15 protein-coding genes, 1 tRNA gene and 2 pseudogenes are annotated in these 15,899 nt (G+C 61.3%); 10 read left to right on the top strand and 8 right to left on the bottom strand.

All coding sequences use genetic code 11. The features are described 5' to 3' along the window. Positions 1 to 7: 7 nt before the first annotated feature. Positions 8 to 799, top strand: coding sequence for a potassium channel family protein (locus tag ACIQLI_RS04145; RefSeq protein WP_400385336.1), 792 nt, complete (start codon positions 8 to 10; stop codon positions 797 to 799). A gap of 269 nt (positions 800 to 1,068) precedes the next feature. Here ACIQLI_RS04145 and ACIQLI_RS04140 read toward each other — a convergent pair. Next, positions 1,069 to 1,150, bottom strand: a tRNA-Tyr gene (locus tag ACIQLI_RS04140). Between the two features lie 128 nt (positions 1,151 to 1,278). Beyond that, on the bottom strand, positions 1,279 to 1,545 hold the full coding sequence (locus ACIQLI_RS04135; protein WP_172322794.1) for a hypothetical protein: 267 nt from the start codon (positions 1,543 to 1,545) through the stop codon (positions 1,279 to 1,281). Between the two features lie 181 nt (positions 1,546 to 1,726). On the opposite strand from ACIQLI_RS04135, the gene ACIQLI_RS04130 reads away from it, so the two are divergent. The 5 genes and pseudogenes from ACIQLI_RS04130 (at position 1,727) to epsC (ending at position 4,585) form a co-directional block, all read left to right on the top strand. Next, on the top strand, positions 1,727 to 2,218 hold the full coding sequence (locus ACIQLI_RS04130) for a YajQ family cyclic di-GMP-binding protein (RefSeq protein WP_017200185.1): 492 nt from the start codon (positions 1,727 to 1,729) through the stop codon (positions 2,216 to 2,218). Between the two features lie 300 nt (positions 2,219 to 2,518). Further along, positions 2,519 to 3,147, top strand: a pseudogene (gene istA, locus ACIQLI_RS04125) (IS21 family transposase); the annotation flags it as partial. 37 nt (positions 3,148 to 3,184) lie between these two features. Beyond that, positions 3,185 to 3,328, top strand: coding sequence for a hypothetical protein (locus ACIQLI_RS04120; protein WP_400385331.1), 144 nt, complete (start codon positions 3,185 to 3,187; stop codon positions 3,326 to 3,328). Positions 3,329 to 3,383: 55 nt separating this feature from the next. Next, positions 3,384 to 3,950 carry a LysE family translocator gene (locus tag ACIQLI_RS04115; RefSeq protein ID WP_400385328.1) on the top strand — a complete coding sequence of 189 codons (567 nt, stop codon included), beginning with the start codon at positions 3,384 to 3,386 and terminating at the stop codon, positions 3,948 to 3,950. A gap of 57 nt (positions 3,951 to 4,007) precedes the next feature. Further along, positions 4,008 to 4,585: pseudogene (epsC, locus tag ACIQLI_RS04110) on the top strand (serine O-acetyltransferase EpsC). Positions 4,586 to 5,118: 533 nt separating this feature from the next. Here the strand turns inward: epsC and htpX are convergent. Then, on the bottom strand, positions 5,119 to 5,988 hold the full coding sequence (htpX, locus tag ACIQLI_RS04105) for a zinc metalloprotease HtpX (RefSeq protein ID WP_089595884.1): 870 nt from the start codon (positions 5,986 to 5,988) through the stop codon (positions 5,119 to 5,121). Positions 5,989 to 6,098: 110 nt separating this feature from the next. Beyond that, positions 6,099 to 7,370 (bottom strand): MFS transporter, encoded by a 1,272-nt coding sequence (locus ACIQLI_RS04100; RefSeq protein WP_354512080.1) that lies wholly within the window; start codon positions 7,368 to 7,370, stop codon positions 6,099 to 6,101. Between the two features lie 104 nt (positions 7,371 to 7,474). Here ACIQLI_RS04100 and ACIQLI_RS04095 point away from each other — a divergent pair, with 104 nt between their 5' ends. From ACIQLI_RS04095 to ACIQLI_RS04080, 4 genes are all read left to right on the top strand, one after another. Further along, a complete protein-coding gene (locus ACIQLI_RS04095; RefSeq protein ID WP_400385324.1) occupies positions 7,475 to 8,251 on the top strand; it encodes a hypothetical protein in 777 nt (258 codons plus the stop codon). Between the two features lie 30 nt (positions 8,252 to 8,281). After that, positions 8,282 to 8,758, top strand: a complete 477-nt coding sequence (locus ACIQLI_RS04090) for a Fur family transcriptional regulator (RefSeq protein WP_089595887.1) — start codon at positions 8,282 to 8,284, stop codon at positions 8,756 to 8,758. Between the two features lie 14 nt (positions 8,759 to 8,772). Then, complete coding sequence (locus ACIQLI_RS04085; RefSeq protein ID WP_354512082.1) at positions 8,773 to 10,254, top strand: catalase; 1,482 nt, start codon at positions 8,773 to 8,775, stop codon at positions 10,252 to 10,254. 132 nt (positions 10,255 to 10,386) lie between these two features. Continuing rightward, positions 10,387 to 11,022, top strand: a complete 636-nt coding sequence (locus ACIQLI_RS04080; RefSeq protein WP_400385320.1) for a DUF2461 domain-containing protein — start codon at positions 10,387 to 10,389, stop codon at positions 11,020 to 11,022. Between the two features lie 84 nt (positions 11,023 to 11,106). Here the strand turns inward: ACIQLI_RS04080 and ACIQLI_RS04075 are convergent, their stop codons facing one another. The 4 genes from ACIQLI_RS04075 to ACIQLI_RS04060 form a co-directional block, all read right to left on the bottom strand. Then, on the bottom strand, positions 11,107 to 12,660 hold the full coding sequence (locus ACIQLI_RS04075) for an APC family permease (protein ID WP_400385317.1): 1,554 nt from the start codon (positions 12,658 to 12,660) through the stop codon (positions 11,107 to 11,109). A 167-nt stretch (positions 12,661 to 12,827) separates the two neighbouring features. After that, positions 12,828 to 13,244, bottom strand: a complete 417-nt coding sequence (locus ACIQLI_RS04070) for a DUF779 domain-containing protein (RefSeq protein WP_400385314.1) — start codon at positions 13,242 to 13,244, stop codon at positions 12,828 to 12,830. Beyond that, on the bottom strand, positions 13,244 to 14,254 hold the full coding sequence (gene adhP / locus ACIQLI_RS04065; protein ID WP_354230707.1) for an alcohol dehydrogenase AdhP: 1,011 nt from the start codon (positions 14,252 to 14,254) through the stop codon (positions 13,244 to 13,246). Before adhP ends, ACIQLI_RS04070 begins: the two co-directional genes overlap by 1 nt. 104 nt (positions 14,255 to 14,358) lie before the next feature. Further along, positions 14,359 to 15,882: an aldehyde dehydrogenase family protein gene (locus tag ACIQLI_RS04060; RefSeq protein ID WP_400385311.1), complete on the bottom strand. Its 1,524-nt coding sequence runs from the start codon at positions 15,880 to 15,882 to the stop codon at positions 14,359 to 14,361. Positions 15,883 to 15,899 lie beyond the last annotated feature (17 nt).

Here is a 15,899-nt window from a genome sequence, read left to right as displayed (position 1 = left end):
TTCCCCTATGACACAAGCGCGATACCGGGACCTGGTGGAATGGCCCCTCATGGCCACTGCACTGATTTTCCTCACAGCCTATGCATGGCAGGTCATCGGCCGGGTGGACGGCGCCGCCGCAGTGCCGTTCGAGATTGTCCTCTGGATTACCTGGGGCATCTTCGCGCTGGACTACTTCGTCAACCTCTGGCTTGCCGAAGACAGGATGCGGTGGTTCCTTTGGAACCTGCACGAACTCTTGATCGTGGTGCTCCCCTTCTTCCGGCCCCTGCGGCTGCTGCGTCTGGTCACTTTACTGTCCGTTCTCCAGCGCACCGTTGGCGAAACTTTGCGCGGGCGGGTTGCCACCTACGTTGCAGGAGCGGCGGCGATGCTCATCCTCATCGGCGCACTGGCCGTACTGGATGTCGAACAGAATGACCCCGCCGCCAAGATCCTCAATTTCGGTGACGCCGCCTGGTGGGCCGTCACCACCATCACCACCGTTGGCTACGGAGACCTGTACCCTGTGACCCCCATCGGCAGGATCGTGGCCGCGGCCCTCATGATGAGCGGCATCGCGGTGCTGGGTATTGTCACGGCATCCATCGCGTCCTGGCTGGTTCAACGGATTGAGGAGAACGCCGAGGGGGTGGCAGCAGCAGCCGAAGAGAAGGCCGCCGCGGCCGAGGAACCCGTTCGCGCAGAGATGGCTGACCTGGTGACCGAGATCGCGGCCCTGAGGATGGAGATTGCCGAGCTCCGGGAGGCCACGGCGGTCAGGCAAACCACAGAATTCGGGCGGGAGCGCGAGGTCTAGGCGCGGCGTACCGCTCAACCCGTACCGTCACCACCTACTTTGAGAGCCCAGATGCCATGACACGCCCTGTATTGCGGCGAGTCGCCGGGTAGCTTCGGTCAAAGTGGGTGGTGGCGGCACGGCCGGACCCGCGTTCGTTCAGATCCCACTCCGCGCACGGGCGAGCCGGGCGAACAACTGCTGGATCCCACGGAAGGAATCCGGCGCCGGGAACTCCCAGGAAACACAAAAAATCCCCGGAACCAGTGGTTCCGGGGATTTTCTTTGGGTGGCAGATGAGGGATTCGAACCCCCGTAGGCGTTGCCAGCTGATTTACAGTCAGCCCCCTTTGGCCGCTCGGGTAATCTGCCGAACTTCAAAAGAAGATCACTTTCGGAGACCGTTTCTTTTAGATCCGGTAACCGAAGGCAGAGACAACCTTACAGAACTTTCTGCGAAGAATCTAATCGAGGGAAAACGCCCGGGATTTCGCGGTATGTCAGGCTTCCCCGAGGATCCGGCCGGCGAGTTTCGCTTCGAACTTCTCGGCCTGCTCGGCGGTGATCTGGTTGAGTTGCACCGCCCGCAGCAGGTCAGCGTGCACTCCGTCCATGCGTGCGGTGGCATCGGGTACCGGGCTCAGGACGATCGAAGCCGCAACAGCCGCGGCCGCAACAGCACTGGCTGCGGCAACTGCAGCCGTGCCAAGGGAGCCCGCTGCTGCAGACGCGGATTTACTGATGGACTGGACGGCCTTGCTGCTCATGCTGATCCTCCACTATGCGTTCTTCCAACTGGTACAACTCTCAACCGGCAGCCTCAGTTCCAACCTTGCATGTGCTGTGAGCGAACTGTGAATGCGCTCCACAGCCCCAAGCAGCACCTTCCGTACTAGGCTGGATGCCAGACCAACCCGCCCTCACAGGGCCCCCAACCTAAGGAGAGTCATGGCAGGCGAATCCACATTCGACGTCGTCAGCAAGGTAGACAAGCAAGAGGTCGCCAACGCACTGAACCAGTCCCAGAAGGAAATCGCGCAGCGATACGACTTCAAGGGCGTTGGCGCGGAGATCGACTTCAGCGGCGAGAAGATCCTCATGAAGGCCAACTCCGAGGACCGCGTCCTTGCTGTTCTGGATGTTTTCCAGTCCAAGCTGATCAAGCGCGGCATCTCGCTGAAGTCCCTGGACCAGGGCGAGCCCTTCCCCTCCGGCAAGGAATTCCGCCTGGAGTGCACCATCAAGGAAGGCATTGCCCAGGACATCGCCAAGAAGATCAACAAGATCATCCGCGATGAAGCCCCCAAGTCCGTCAAGTCCCAGATCCAGGGCGACGAACTCCGCGTGACCTCCAAGTCCCGTGACGACCTTCAGGAAACCATGAACATCCTGAAGAAGTTCGAAGAGGCCGACCTGCAGTTCGTGAACTTCCGCAGCTAGTCCCAGCGCCGTCCGAAAAGCCGGTGTGCAGCCCCACCCAAGGGCCTGCACACCGGCTTTTTGCTGCCCGGGAATACGGACAACACCAAGACCACGGGCGCCACGGATGGTCCCATCCAGGTCAGTCCGGCAGGGCGGCTACATCGGCGAGGGGCTGATTATGGCAGTTTGTTTTGGGACCGGGTTTGCAGTCTATTTGGGGCCCACTTCACGGCTCGCCGGCTGATGAATCGCAGTTTGAGTTGAGCCCACCCCACCGTTGGTTCCATCAGAGTGTTTTTCCAACAGTGGAAGGCAGGGATGGAGTTGAGAGTGGAGCTGTTCGCGAGGATCCGCCGGGATGCGAGGGTTCGCGGGATGTCGATCCGTGCCCTAGCCCGTGAGCACAGGGTCTCGAGAAGGACGGTTCGGCAGGCTTTAGCAGCCGCGGAACCGCCCGAACGGAGGCGTTCCTCTCGCCGTGCACCGAGGCTTGATCCATTGAAGGCCGTCATTGATGCGATGTTGCTGGCCGGTCTGGACGCTCCGCGGAAACAACGCCATACCGCGCAACGAGTTTTCGACCGACTGGTTGATGAACACGAGGGGGTCATTTCGTACTCGACGGTCCGGCAGTACGTGAAAGCCCGAAGGGCCGAGCTCGCCATAGAGTCCGGGAATGCACCGGTTGAAGCTTTCATCCCCCAGGAACACGCCCCGGGCGCTGAGGCCGAGGTCGATTTCGGTGACGTATGGGTGGACTTGGACGGGGTGCGTACCCGTTGCTACATGTTCGCTTTCCGGCTTAGTCACTCTGGGAAGTCCGTCCATCGCATATTCCCGACCTGCGCGCAGGAGGCCTTCTTGGAGGGCCATATCGAAGCGTTCCGGTCTTGGGTGGTGCCCCGACCAAACACATCCGCTACGACAACCTCACTTCAGCATCCACACGAGCAGATTGTCAACGTCCTCTCTGGGGAGTTCCAGATGAAAGTAGGTGCTGAGACGTTCAACCTCGTGGCCGGCGACGGGTTGGTCATCCCCAGCGAGGTGCTGCATTCCGGCATCGCAACAACCGAAGTCAAATGTATCGATGTGTTCACGCCGGTGCGTGAAGACTACAGAATCTAGCCATGCACTCTAAAGCCCGGGAGATCCATTGACGATTGCCTCTGTCGGAGCCTTCTTGACCTTCGCATTCGCGGTGTCAATGTCTCCCGGGCCCAACAATGTCTTAGTGGCCTCGTTGGCGGTGGGCAGACCATTCCGCGCGGCGTTACCTGCGATCTTTGGAATATCCATTGGGTTCCTCGCGCTACTGGCCCTCACTAACACCGGAATCGGTTCTCTGATTCAGAGCGTTCCGGCCATATCCTTCTCGCTCAAGGTTGTGGGTGCCGCGTATCTGGTCTACTTGGCATGGAAGATTTTCAGTAGTGACCCTTCAACACCGTCTCCCTCTCTGTCTGCTGCTGGCTTCTGGAAACTCGGCGCACTCCAAGTAGTGAACCCGAAAGCCTGGCTTATGGCGCTGACCGCGTCAGCCACCTACCCGGCAACTCTCGGTGGAGGCATCCAAGGCCTCGTGCTTATGGGCGTGCTTTTCACTGCGGTCAACCTCATATCGAACAGCGCTTGGGCGCTATTGGGCCAAGGCGGATCACGACTGATCCGAACCACGAAAGGCCTGAGAAACCTCAACCGGATCCTTGGCGTTCTTTTGTTACTGTCCGTGGTCATGTTGTTCCTCTGACCTTTCCCATGAATCAGTATGGACGTGTGTGGTTGCCGGCTACCGAAAAGGAACAAAATGACGATTCTGAACCTCCTCAAGGAAGACTTGCAGGCCGCCAAGACTCAAGACCCAGCAGCGTCCAACCTCTTCGAGGTCGCCATAGTCTATTCAGGGGTTCACGCCATCTGGAGCCACCGTCTAGCGCACGCCCTCTGGCAGAAACCGCACCTGAGAGGTTTGGCCAGGGTGATCTCCCAAGCGTCCAAGACCCTCCAGGGATCGAAATTCACCCCGGAGCAAGAATCGGGCGACGACTTTTCATCGACCACGGAACGGGTATCGTCGTGGGGGAAACGGCCGAAATCGGTGACGACGTCCTCATGTACCAAGGCGTCACACTGGGCGGACGGGCATTGAGCAAGACGAAACGGCACCCCACCATCGGCAATCACGTCATGCTCGGCGCAGGCGCAAAGATACTAGGTCCCATCACGATCGGGGAAGACTCTGCCGTAGGCGCGAATGCCGTTGTCGTTCGTGACGTTCCGCCGCGCTCCGTAGCAATCGGAATTCCCGCAACTTCCCGCCGGAAAGACCCAGAAGCTGTTGTGGACCCGAGAACAGATTTCATCGACCCGGCACTCCTCATATAGGGAAGCTGCATCCCGCTTTCGGTTGCTAGGGATTGATGCCACTGTCGTCGAGGAGACCTGCAAGGGGACGGTCCGCAGGCGGGAGGGATGGCGTGCCGTGAAGAGCCCAGAAACCCCTTCGACACTTGGATGAATCGGCCAAGTCTCATCGAGAAATGCTTTTTCACCGGCTTGCCCATGTCTGACCGGGAAAAGTTATTGCTAGTGTCCAGCCAACTGGGCAGTGTCTACCTGTCAACCACGGTTACGTAAGAGATGCCCTGAACGGACCCTCTGTTCAAGCAGCCAAACTTAGCCCGGTGCTGGACCTGACGCTGCGATTCAGGATGTCTTCCCGAGCGCGGACAAGTGTTCACTGGCAGCTCTTCTCGAGGATGAGCAACGAATAAACCACAGACCGCACTTCAAGTTGGCAACAGCCGGCAAAGTGGGTCCCGTTTACGCTGCGATTCATGCGAAAAGTGGGCCCAGATCAGATTGACATTCTCAAGGGGCTGTTCGCGTAGTCCGGGCGTGACCGGTTCACTGTGAACCTAGGAAAGCGGGCGGCCGGCCATCCGCTCCAAGCGGCTGATCCGTTCCTTCATGGGCGGGTGGGTGGAGAACATCCGCCGCATGCCGCCGCCACGGAAGGGGTTGGCGATCATGAGATGCGACGCGTTGACGAGCTTCTGGTCCTGCGGGAGCGGCAGCTGGGTGACGCCGGACTCGATCTTGCGCAGGGCTGAGGCGAGCGCCAGGGGGTCTCCGGTGAGCTCCGCGCCGTCCTCATCGGCGTCGTACTCCCGGGTGCGGGAGATGGCCATCTGGATGAGCGAGGCCGCGAATGGCGCAAGCAAGGCCATGGCGATGGTGGCCAGCGGGTTGGCGTTGCGCCGGTCACCGCTGCCGAAGATCAGCAGCATCTGCCCCACGGAGGTGATGACACCGGCCACTGCAGCAGCCACCGACGAGGTCAGGATGTCGCGGTTGTACACGTGCATCAGTTCATGCCCCAGCACTCCCCGGAGTTCCCGGGCGTCCAGGAGGTGCAGGATCCCTTCGGTGCAGCACACGGCGGCGTTCTTGGGGTTGCGGCCGGTGGCAAAAGCGTTGGGGGTCATGGTGGGCGACAGGTAGATCCGCGGCATTGGCTTGTTGGCCCTGACGGAAAGCTCCCGAACGATCTGGTACAGATGAGGAGCCTGGGATTCAGTGACCGGGTAGGCGGCCATGGACCGGATGGCGATCTTGTCGCTGTTCCAGTATCCGTAGGCGGTGGTGCCGACGCCGATCAACGCCATGATCCAGATAGGCGTGGTGCTGCGCGTTCCCGCTGCGATGAGGGCGCCCAAACCCAACAACACCGCCCACAGCACGCCGAACAGTGCCGCCGTCTTGAGTCCATTGTTGTGTTTGTGCACGGTGGTTCTTGCCTCTTCCTTCGACTCCAGCAGGGGTTCTGTACGGATTAACGCCGACGCCGGTCGTCATGTTCCGATCCCAGCCTACGGCGGCGGCGTGGACGACAGTGCTAGGGCACCGGGTGTTTGGCGTCGTAGGCAACGAACCCGGGCTGAAGCCGCGAAGCCAGCCACGCCAGGACGATGCAGAGGAGTCCACCTATCAGCAACACTCCGCCTTCGCTGAGGAACTGTGTGACACCTCCGGCCAGCATGTCCCCCACGCGGGGACCACCCGCCACCACCACGATGAACACGCCCTGCAGCCGTCCGCGCAGATGATCCGGGGTGGCCGACTGGAGGATGGTGGTGCGGAAGACGGCGCTGACGGAGTCTGAAATACCGGCAAGGGCACAGCACAGGGCTGCCGGAATCAACCAGGGAGTCACGCCGTCGCGGCCTGAATCGCCTGCGAGCAGCACCACCAGCCCAAAGCCGGCAATGGATGCTCCCCAGCCCACCACGGACCACACCACGGCACTGCCCTGTTTTCGTACCCGACCCAGCGGGCCGGAAAACAGGCCGGCGAGAAAAGCCCCGACAGCCGTTGACGCAAGCAGTACGCCCACTGTGGCTTCGCCTCCGCCGATCATGACGGCGCCTATGGCAGGCATCAGAGCACGCGGTTGGGCGCAGATCATGGCGATGAGATCGATGATGAAGGTCATGCGGACGTTGGGGCGGGTACCCAGGAAGCGGAACCCCTCCACCACGGATCGCAGGCCCGGCCGCACAGCGTCCTTGGACGGCGGCAAAGGCGGGAGCTTGAAGAGGCCCCAGAGGGCGAACGTAAAGCTGATGACATCGATCGTATAGGTCCAGCCGAAGCCGATGGTGGCCACCAGAACGCCTGCCAGGAGCGGTCCGGCAGTCATGGACAGGCCGAAGGTCAGCATGCTCAGGGCGTTGGCTGCAGGGAGCAGGTCCTTGCGGACCAGCAACGGAATGATGGCGCTGCGGGCGGGACCATTGATGCCCTGCGCTCCACTTTGGATGGCCACCAAGGCGTAGAGGATCCAGATGTTGCCGATCTCCAGCCATGCCTGCAAGGCGAGCCCAGCTGTGGTGGCCCAGAGGACAAGGGAGGCGATGATGGCCACTTTGCGGCGGTCATAGGCGTCCGAAATGGACCCACCGTAGAGTCCGGCGATCACCAGCGGGACCAGCGCGAAGATACCAAGAAGGCCCACATAGAAGCTCTCCTGGGTGAGCCGGTAGACCTCCAGGCTGACCGCCACCAACGTCAGTTGGGTACCGATGGCAGCCACCGATGCACCCAACCAGAGCCGCCGGAAGGCAGGGCTCTCCTTCAGCGGAGTGATGTCTGCCAGTAGTTTCGCCACCGTCCTACCTTAAACGAGCCTTCCGCCGCCCGCGTTCCGCCCCATTTGGGCTCTCCCGCCCGTAGCGCTCCGCTTGGTAGGCTCACCCGGGGGAAGGAGTTGACATGGTTGCATCGCGACAATTGCTGTACCGTTCGGCCTTTTGGGAGATCGCCAGGCCACGTCACCCCCTCACCGCCGGGCATGTGCTGATCAGGCTCTCGGATCCCTCAACAGAGTTCGCACACCCGTCAGCCGCCGACTGGCTTTTTTGCCACGGCCTGGTCCGTGCCGCTATGGCCAACGTCCTGGGCGTCACCCGGTGCGCCATCATGTTTACCCACCAATGGCACCCCTTGGGTTCAGCAATCGGGGAGCCGGTGGCGGAATCGTCGACGCCCACCTTCCACCTCTTCGGCCGGTGGGCCGGAGAAACCACGACGCCGGGACAGCAGCTGTCGCTTCCGGCGCACCGCCGGAAGGGCGAACCGGACCACGATATGGAAGCCACCGACGCAGCCATGCGTGAGGCACTGCGGCTGGCGCGGCCGGAAACCATGGCGGGCTTCGACGCCATGGCGCGTTCCGGCGTCGAGCCTTATTCCGGGCCTGAACCGCTGGTCCGGGCTGTGGACGCGGGTCCCCGCCATACGGTGATTCAACCCGTCAGGAAAGTGGCGGCCATCAGCGAGGTCAGGCCGGTCGAATTGCTGGCGATGGGTGCAGCCCTGACCGCACTCCCCCAGGCCGGCGGCTTCAGCGGTGTCAGTAGCGTGGCTCTGGAAGGGGCGAGCCCAGGTCCTCCTGTTCGGGTCCATGCGGTGCGCAGATCAGCTGCCGAAGACGTCAATCCCTTGGAGGACCTCTTAAATTTGCCTGAAGTTAGCCTTGCCTTATTGTGAACTCCTCAAAATAAGTGTTTCAATGAATGCATGACAGATCACACAGCCGAGCAAGCAGAATGGGCAGCCGCCCTGCATGCCCACGGCCGGCGTGTGACCAAACAGCGGTTGGCAGTGCTCGCCGCAGTCCAGCACCATCCGCATTCTCCAGCAGAGGGCATTCTTGCCGCTGCCCGCAAAGAGCTTCCTGAACTGACGGCGCAGTCCGTTTACGTGGTTCTCAGCGACCTGACGGACCTGCAGATGTTGCGACGCTTTGAGCCTCCGCACTCCCCGGCCCTTTACGAAACCCGGGTGGGCGATAACCACCACCACGCCGTCTGCATCAGCTGCGGCAAAGTGGAGGACGTCGATTGCGCCGTGGGACACGCACCGTGCCTCACCCCGCACTGGGATGAGAATTCCAAGCCCATGACCATCCAGATCGCAGATGTCCTGTACCAAGGCGTCTGCCAGGACTGCCAGTCCAAACAACAGCTTCCCGTAACTTCCGTAACTCAGAAATAAGAAAAAGGAGAACAATGACTGCCATTTCAACAACCCAGTCAGGTGCCCCCGTTACCTCCGACGCGCACTCGAAGTCCGTCGGCGCTGACGGTGCCATCATCCTCACCGACCACTACCTGGTGGAAAAGCTTGCACAGTTCAACCGCGAGCGGGTCCCGGAGCGTGTAGTGCACGCCAAGGGTGGCGGCGCGTTTGGTACGTTCAAGACCACCTCGGACGTTTCGGCCTACACCAAGGCAGCCTTCCTGCAGCCGGGCGTCGAGACGGACATGCTGATCCGTTTCTCCTCCGTTGCCGGCGAGAACGGTTCTCCCGATACTTGGCGTGACCCCCGCGGTTTCGCCGTGAAGTTCTACACCTCCGAGGGCAACTACGACCTCGTTGGCAACAACACCCCCGTCTTCTTCATCCGCGACGGCATCAAGTTCCCCGACTTCATCCACTCCCAGAAGCGCCTCCCGGGCAGCCACCTGCGTGACGCTGACATGCAGTGGGACTTCTGGACCCTCTCCCCCGAGTCCGCCCACCAGGTCACCTGGCTCATGGGTGACCGCGGCCTCCCGGCTTCCTGGCGTGAAATGCAGGGCTACGGCTCGCACACCTACCAGTGGATCAACGCCGCCGGCGAGCGTTTCTGGGTCAAGTACCACTTCAAGTCCAACCAGGGCGTCAAGACCATCACCGGTGACCAGGCTGAGCAGCTTGCCGGCTCGGATGCGGACTTCTACATCCGCGACCTCCAGGAAAACATCGCCGACGGCAACTTCCCGTCCTGGGAACTGCACGTCCAGGTCATGCCTTATGAGGACGCCAAGACGTACCGCTTCAACCCGTTCGACCTCACCAAGGTGTGGCCGCACTCTGACTACCCGCTGATCCACGTGGGCACCATGGAGCTGAACAAGAACCCGGAGAACTACTTCGCGCAGATCGAGCAGGCCACCTTCGCGCCGTCGAACTTCGTACCGGGCATTGCCGCTTCCCCGGACAAGATGCTGCAGGCCCGCATCTTCTCCTACGCCGACGCACACCGTTACCGCGTGGGCACCAACCACGCACAGATCCCGGTGAACCAGCCCAAGAACCAGGTCAACAACTACAGCCAGGACGGCCAGGGTCGCTTCCTGTTCAACTCCCCGTCCACCCCGGTGTACGCACCGAACTCCGTTGGTGGCCCGGCCGCCGTTGAGCCGACGTCGCCCGCCGGTGGCTGGGAGAACGACGGCGAGCTCACCCTCTCCGCCCACACCCTGCACGCTGAGGACGACGACTTCGGCCAGGCCGGTACCCTGTACCGCGAGGTCTACGACGACGCTGCCAAGGCCCGCCTCCTGGACACCATCACCGGTGCTGTTGGCGGCGTGAAGAACGCCGACATCAAGGAACGCGCAATCCAGTACTGGACCAACGTTGACTCCGATCTTGGCGCCAAGCTCCGCGCCAACCTCGGTGCAGGCCAGACCGAGTCCGACGCCGAAGCAGCCAACAAGCTCTAAGCGTCTTTGCTCTACAGCATTTCAAGGAACACCCCGTTGCGGATCTTCTCCGCGGCGGGGTGTTCTTTTTGTTTTCCACATAGCTCTTCTGGCCTATGGCTGGGCCGTTGGTGGGGTCCATAGGATCCTTACATGAGCACATTCGAAGGCATCCCTGGTGCCGCATTCCGCTTTTACGCCGAGCTTGAAGAGAACAACAACCGCGAGTGGTGGCTTGAACACAAAACCACGTACGACGCCGAGGTCAGGGAGCCGCTGACAGCTCTCCTTTCAGAGTTGGAGCCGCAGTTCGGGCCGGCAAAGATCTTTCGTCCCAACCGGGATGTCCGGTTCTCCCAGGACAAGTCGCCGTACAAGACTGCCCAGGGGGCCTTTGCCGCGACCCAGGAGGGCGTTGGCTACTACGTCCAGATCAGCGCCGATGGCCTGCTGGTCGGCGGGGGCTACCACTCCCACACGCCGGCGCAGCTGGCGCGTTTCCGGGCTGCCGTGGATGCTCCGGACAGTGGATTGGAGCTGCAGGAGATCGTTGACGCGGTGGCGGCGTCAGGCTTCGCCATCGAGGGCGAGAAACTCAAGACCGTTCCACGTGGTCTGGACAAAGACCATCCTCGTGCTGAGCTGCTCAAACACAAGTCCCTGTCAGCGAGCGTGGAGGTGGGGCAGCCTGAGTGGCTGTCCACTCCCGCAGCCCGTAACGAGATCGCTGCACGCTGGGAAGTGCTGAGGCCTTTGGTGGAGTGGGTGGGTACGCATGCGGCACCGTAATGTCGAAGCGCCCGGAAACCAAGGGCTTCCGGGCGCTTCGTGGAGCTGGAGACTGCTGCTGTCTGACAAGCTGCCGCGATTGGTTTAGACCTTCGTGTAGCTGTCTTCGTCCTCGTCGCCGTCGACCCGGCGACTTTCCGGAGCGCCGTTGACGGAGGCCTTGGCCGCAGCGAACTTCTCGTTCAGGCGGGAGTTGCGCTGGCCGTAGGCGAAGTAGATGGCCATGCCAATGGCCAACCAGATCGCGAAGAAGATCCAGGTTTCAACAGCAAGGTTGGTCATGAGGTAGAAGCAGAGCACTGCGGAGACCCACGGCAGGACCTTGCCGAACGGGACGCGGAAGGCTGGCTTGAGATCCGGACGCTTCTTGCGCAACACCAGGATGCCCAGGCTCACCATCACGAACGCAGAGAGCGTTCCGATGTTGATCATTTCCTCGAGCAAGTCCACCTTGGTGACACCTGCCACCACGGCCACCGCTGCGCCACAGATGATCTGCAGGCGGGCCGGCGTCGAACGCTTTTCGCTGGTCTTGGACAGCGAACGCGGCAGGAGACCGTCGCGGCTCATGGCCAGGACCACGCGGGACAGGCCCATGAGCAGCACCATGATCACAGTAGTCAGGCCCACCAGGGAACCGAACGCGATGACCTTGGCAGCATCCGTGTTGCCCACTGCCTCGAAAGCTGTGGTCAGGGTGGGGTTCTTCACCTCGGCCAATTGTGTGTAGGAAACCATGCCAGTCAGCGCAAGGGAGACCAGGATGTACAGCAGCGTCACAACGGCAAGGCCACCGAAGATGCCGCGGGGAAGGGTCTTCTGCGGGTTCTTGACCTCTTCCGCGGAAGTTGCCACTACGTCGAAGCCGATGAAGGCGAAGAAGACCAGGGCTGCGCCGGCGAAGACGCCCAGCGTTCCGTACTGGGCCGGAGCGGCGCCCGTGAGGAAGCCAAAGAAGGACTGCTTCATAACGTCCGCGGCACCGGAGTCGGTGGGCTCGGAGGCTGGAATGAAGGGGGTGTAGTTGGAGAACTTCACGTAGCTGAAGCCAACCACAATCACGAAGAGCACCACGGCGATCTTGATCAGCGTGAAGACGTTGCCGACGCGGGCGGACAACTTTGTCCCCAGCACCAGCAGCACGGTGAAGATCGCGACGATGAGGAAAGCACCCCAGTAGAGGTCAACACCAGCCACCTGGATCGACGGTGGCATCTCCACGCCCATCAGACCAAAGACCGTACTGAGGTAGATGCCCCAGTACTTGGCGATCACAGCAGCTGCGGTGAAGAGCTCAAGGATGAGGTTCCAGCCGATGATCCAGGCGAGGACCTCGCCCATGGTGGCGTACGTGAACACGTAGGCGGAGCCTGCCACGGGGATAGCTGTGGCGAACTCGGCGTAGCACATGATGGCCAAAGCACAGGTGACAGCGGCGATGGCGAAGGAGATGGTGACGGCCGGGCCGGCAAAGTTTGCAGCAGCCTTGGCGCCAACCGAGAAGATCCCGGCGCCGACAGCGACGGCGACGCCCATGATCATGAGGTCCCAGGTGCTCAGGCTGCGCTTGAGTTTGCGACCGGGTTCGTCAGCATCGGCGATCGACTGCTCGATCGATTTGGTCCTGAAAATGTTCATAAAAATGCCACATTCTGGATGGGAGTGGTATAGGACTCATCAAGAATAGTGTCCGGCCAATGGACGGCCATATTTATCCCAAATAGTGAGACGAACCATGGAACCCCGTGACAGGTGTGGCTGGTGTGACCGGGATGCGTTGCCCCCATCACACCAGCCAGGTGCTCCTAAACGCTTGGTACGTCCCAGTCCATGAGGGTGGAGCGGATCAGGAATCGTTTACCCTCGGGGGACTCCACAGAGAATCCACTTCCACGGCCGGCCACTACATCCACGGTCAAATGGGTATGGGACCAGTAGTTGAACTGCTCCTTGGACATCCAGAACTCCAAGGGCTGCGGCTCACCTCCGTCTCCAATATCGAAGCGGCCCAGCAGGACATCGGAGTCACCGGTGAGAAACTCCCCCGCCGGGTAGCACATGGGCGCCGAGCCATCGCAGCAGCCACCGGACTGGTGGAACATGAGCGGCCCATGCTGCTCCCATAACTTCCGGAGCAATTCCAGGGACACCGCGGTGAGCGCCACCCGGGAGAAATTCTCCCCGGGCAGCGTCACCGCAGCTTCCACGCTGATGTTGTGCATCAGAACTTCAGCACCACACGGCCGTCGATCTTGGCGTGCTTCATCTCGTCAAAAACCGCGTTGACTTCGGAGAGTTCCCTGGTTGAGACCGTCGGCTTGATCTTTCCCTGGGCGTAGAACTCCAGCGCCTCCTCAAGGTCCTGGCGTGTTCCCACAATAGAACCGCGGACCGTGAGGCCTTTGAGGACGATCTCGAAGATCGGCGCAGGGAAGTCTCCCGGCGGCAACCCGTTGAAGACGATCGTTCCGCCACGACGGGCCATACCGATCGCTTGTCCAAAGGCCGAAGGATGCACAGCCGTCACCAGGACTCCGTGGCAACCGCCTGTTTCCCGTTGAATGACTTCCGCCGGATCCTCATGCAGGGCGTTGACCGTGAGTTCGGCGCCGTGCTCGCGGGCCAGAGCCAGCTTGTCGTCGGCAATGTCCACGGCAACGACGCGAAGACCCATGGCCACCGCGTACTGCACGGCGATGTGCCCCAAGCCGCCGATGCCGGAGATGGTGACCCACTGGCCGGGCCTGGCCTCTGTCATTTTCAGGCCCTTGTAGACGGTGACGCCCGCACACAGCACTGGAGCCACTTCCACCGGGTCCGAGCCTTCGGGAATCCGCGCCGCAAAACGTGTATCCACCAGCATGTACTCGCCGAACGAGCCGTCTACGCTGTAGCCGCCGTTCTCCTGCGACTCACACAGGGTTTCCCACCCGGTCCGGCAGTACTGGCAGTCCCCGCAGGCAGACCAGAGCCAGGCGTTGCCCACCAACTGGCCAATGGCAAGGTCTGTGACGCCTTCGCCCAAGGCCACTACTTCCCCCACACCTTCATGGCCCGGGATAAACGGTGGCGTTGGCTTGACTGGCCAGTCGCCTTCGGCGGCGTGCAGGTCGGTATGACATACCCCCGACGTGATGAGACGGACCAGCGCCTGGCCGGGACCCGGCGTCGGGCGTTCCACTTCCATGACCGTAAGGTCGGTACCGAATTCCGTAACTACTGCAGCTTGCATGGTGGTCATTGACGATCTCCTTTGATCTGTACGAATGATGGGAGTTTTTGTACAGCTGATGCCCCTAAGACCGCTCCATAAGGGCATCTGCTGTACAAAAACTCTTAGAAGAAGCCGAGCTTGTTCTCGTTGTAGCTGACCAGGAGGTTTTTGGTCTGCTGGTAGTGGTCCAGCATCATGGCGTGGTTCTCACGGCCAATACCTGAGGACTTGTAGCCACCGAAGGCGGCACCTGCCGGGTAGGCATGGTAGTTGTTGACCCACACGCGGCCGGCCTGGATTTCCCGGCCTGCGCGGTAGGCGACATTTCCATTGCGCGACCAGACTCCGGCACCCAGGCCGTAGAGAGTGTCGTTGGCGATGCCGATGGCGTCGTTGTAGTCGCTGAACTTGGTGACGGACACTACCGGACCGAAGATCTCCTCCTGGAAGATGCGCATCCGGTTGTGGCCTTCGAAAATGGTGGGCTGGACGTAGTAGCCCCCTGCCAGATCGCCGGACAGCTCGGCGCGGGCACCACCGGTGAGCACCTTGGCGCCCTCCTGCTTTCCGATGTCGATGTAGGACAGGATCTTCTCCAACTGGTCATTCGAGGCCTGCGCGCCAACCTGGGTGTCGGTATCCAACGGATTGCCCTGGATGATCTTGTTGGTGCGGGCCACGACGTCCGTCATGAAGGAGTCATAGATGCCTTCCTGGACCAGCGCACGGGACGGGCAGGTGCAGACTTCGCCTTGGTTGAAGGCAAAGAGCGTGAAACCTTCCTGGGCTTTGTCGTAGAAAGCGTCGTTCTGGTCGGCGACGTCGTCGAAGAAGATGTTGGGGCTCTTGCCGCCCAGTTCCAAGGTGACGGGAATCAGGTTGTTGGACGCGTACTGGCTGATGAGTCGCCCTGTTGTGGTCTCGCCCGTGAAGGCGATCTTGCGGATGCGGGAGCTTGAAGCGAGAGGCTTGCCGGCTTCTACGCCAAAGCCGTTGACGACGTTCACCACACCGGCAGGGAGGAGATCACCGATGAGTTCCATGAGGACCAGGATGGACGTGGGCGTCTGTTCGGCGGGCTTGAGGACTACGGCGTTACCGGCGGCGAGCGCGGGGGCCAGCTTCCACACGGCCATGAGGATGGGGAAGTTCCACGGGATGATCTGGCCAACAACGCCCAGCGGTTCCTTGAAGTGGTAGGCGGTGGTGTCCTCGTCCAGCTGCGAGAGGTGGCCCTCCTGGGCACGGACAACGGAGGCGAAGTAGCGGAAGTGGTCGGCTGCCAACGGGATGTCGGCGTTGAGGGTTTCACGGATTGGCTTGCCGTTGTCCCAGGTCTCCGCGACTGCGAGCAACTCCACATTCTCGTCAATACGGTCAGCGATCTTGTTGAGGATCGCTGCGCGCTCAGTGGCGGAGGTCTTTCCCCAGGAAGGTGCAACCTTGTGGGCGGCGTCGAGGGCCAGCTCGATGTCCTCGGAGGTGCCGCGGGCAACTTCGCAGAAAGCCTTGCCCGTGACGGGGGTGATGTTCTCAAAGTAGGCACCCTTGACAGGGGCAACCCATTCGCCGCCGATCCAGTTCTCGTAGCGGTCCTTGAACGTGACCTTCGAACCCTTGGCACCCGGCTGTGCGTAAACAGTCATTGCTAGCTCCTTTGCTG

This window comes from Paenarthrobacter sp. NPDC091669, from assembly GCF_044756725.1.
Lineage (GTDB): Bacteria > Actinomycetota > Actinomycetes > Actinomycetales > Micrococcaceae > Arthrobacter > Arthrobacter bambusae_C.
The sequence above is the reverse complement of the archived record's forward strand: the minus strand, read 5'-3'. Positions and strand labels throughout refer to the sequence as shown.

Coding starts and splice junctions, on each gene's coding strand:
- ACIQLI_RS04145 (WP_400385336.1), top strand. CDS start 8: ATGACACAAGCGCGATACCGGGACCTGGTGGAATGGCCCCTCATGGCC.
- ACIQLI_RS04135 (WP_172322794.1), bottom strand. CDS start 1,545: ATGAGCAGCAAGGCCGTCCAGTCCATCAGTAAATCCGCGTCTGCAGCA.
- ACIQLI_RS04130 (WP_017200185.1), top strand. CDS start 1,727: ATGGCAGGCGAATCCACATTCGACGTCGTCAGCAAGGTAGACAAGCAA.
- ACIQLI_RS04120 (WP_400385331.1), top strand. CDS start 3,185: ATGAAAGTAGGTGCTGAGACGTTCAACCTCGTGGCCGGCGACGGGTTG.
- ACIQLI_RS04095 (WP_400385324.1), top strand. CDS start 7,475: ATGGTTGCATCGCGACAATTGCTGTACCGTTCGGCCTTTTGGGAGATC.
- ACIQLI_RS04090 (WP_089595887.1), top strand. CDS start 8,282: ATGACAGATCACACAGCCGAGCAAGCAGAATGGGCAGCCGCCCTGCAT.
- ACIQLI_RS04085 (WP_354512082.1), top strand. CDS start 8,773: ATGACTGCCATTTCAACAACCCAGTCAGGTGCCCCCGTTACCTCCGAC.
- ACIQLI_RS04080 (WP_400385320.1), top strand. CDS start 10,387: ATGAGCACATTCGAAGGCATCCCTGGTGCCGCATTCCGCTTTTACGCC.
- ACIQLI_RS04075 (WP_400385317.1), bottom strand. CDS start 12,660: ATGAACATTTTCAGGACCAAATCGATCGAGCAGTCGATCGCCGATGCT.
- ACIQLI_RS04070 (WP_400385314.1), bottom strand. CDS start 13,244: ATGCACAACATCAGCGTGGAAGCTGCGGTGACGCTGCCCGGGGAGAAT.
- adhP (WP_354230707.1), bottom strand. CDS start 14,254: ATGCAAGCTGCAGTAGTTACGGAATTCGGTACCGACCTTACGGTCATG.
- ACIQLI_RS04060 (WP_400385311.1), bottom strand. CDS start 15,882: ATGACTGTTTACGCACAGCCGGGTGCCAAGGGTTCGAAGGTCACGTTC.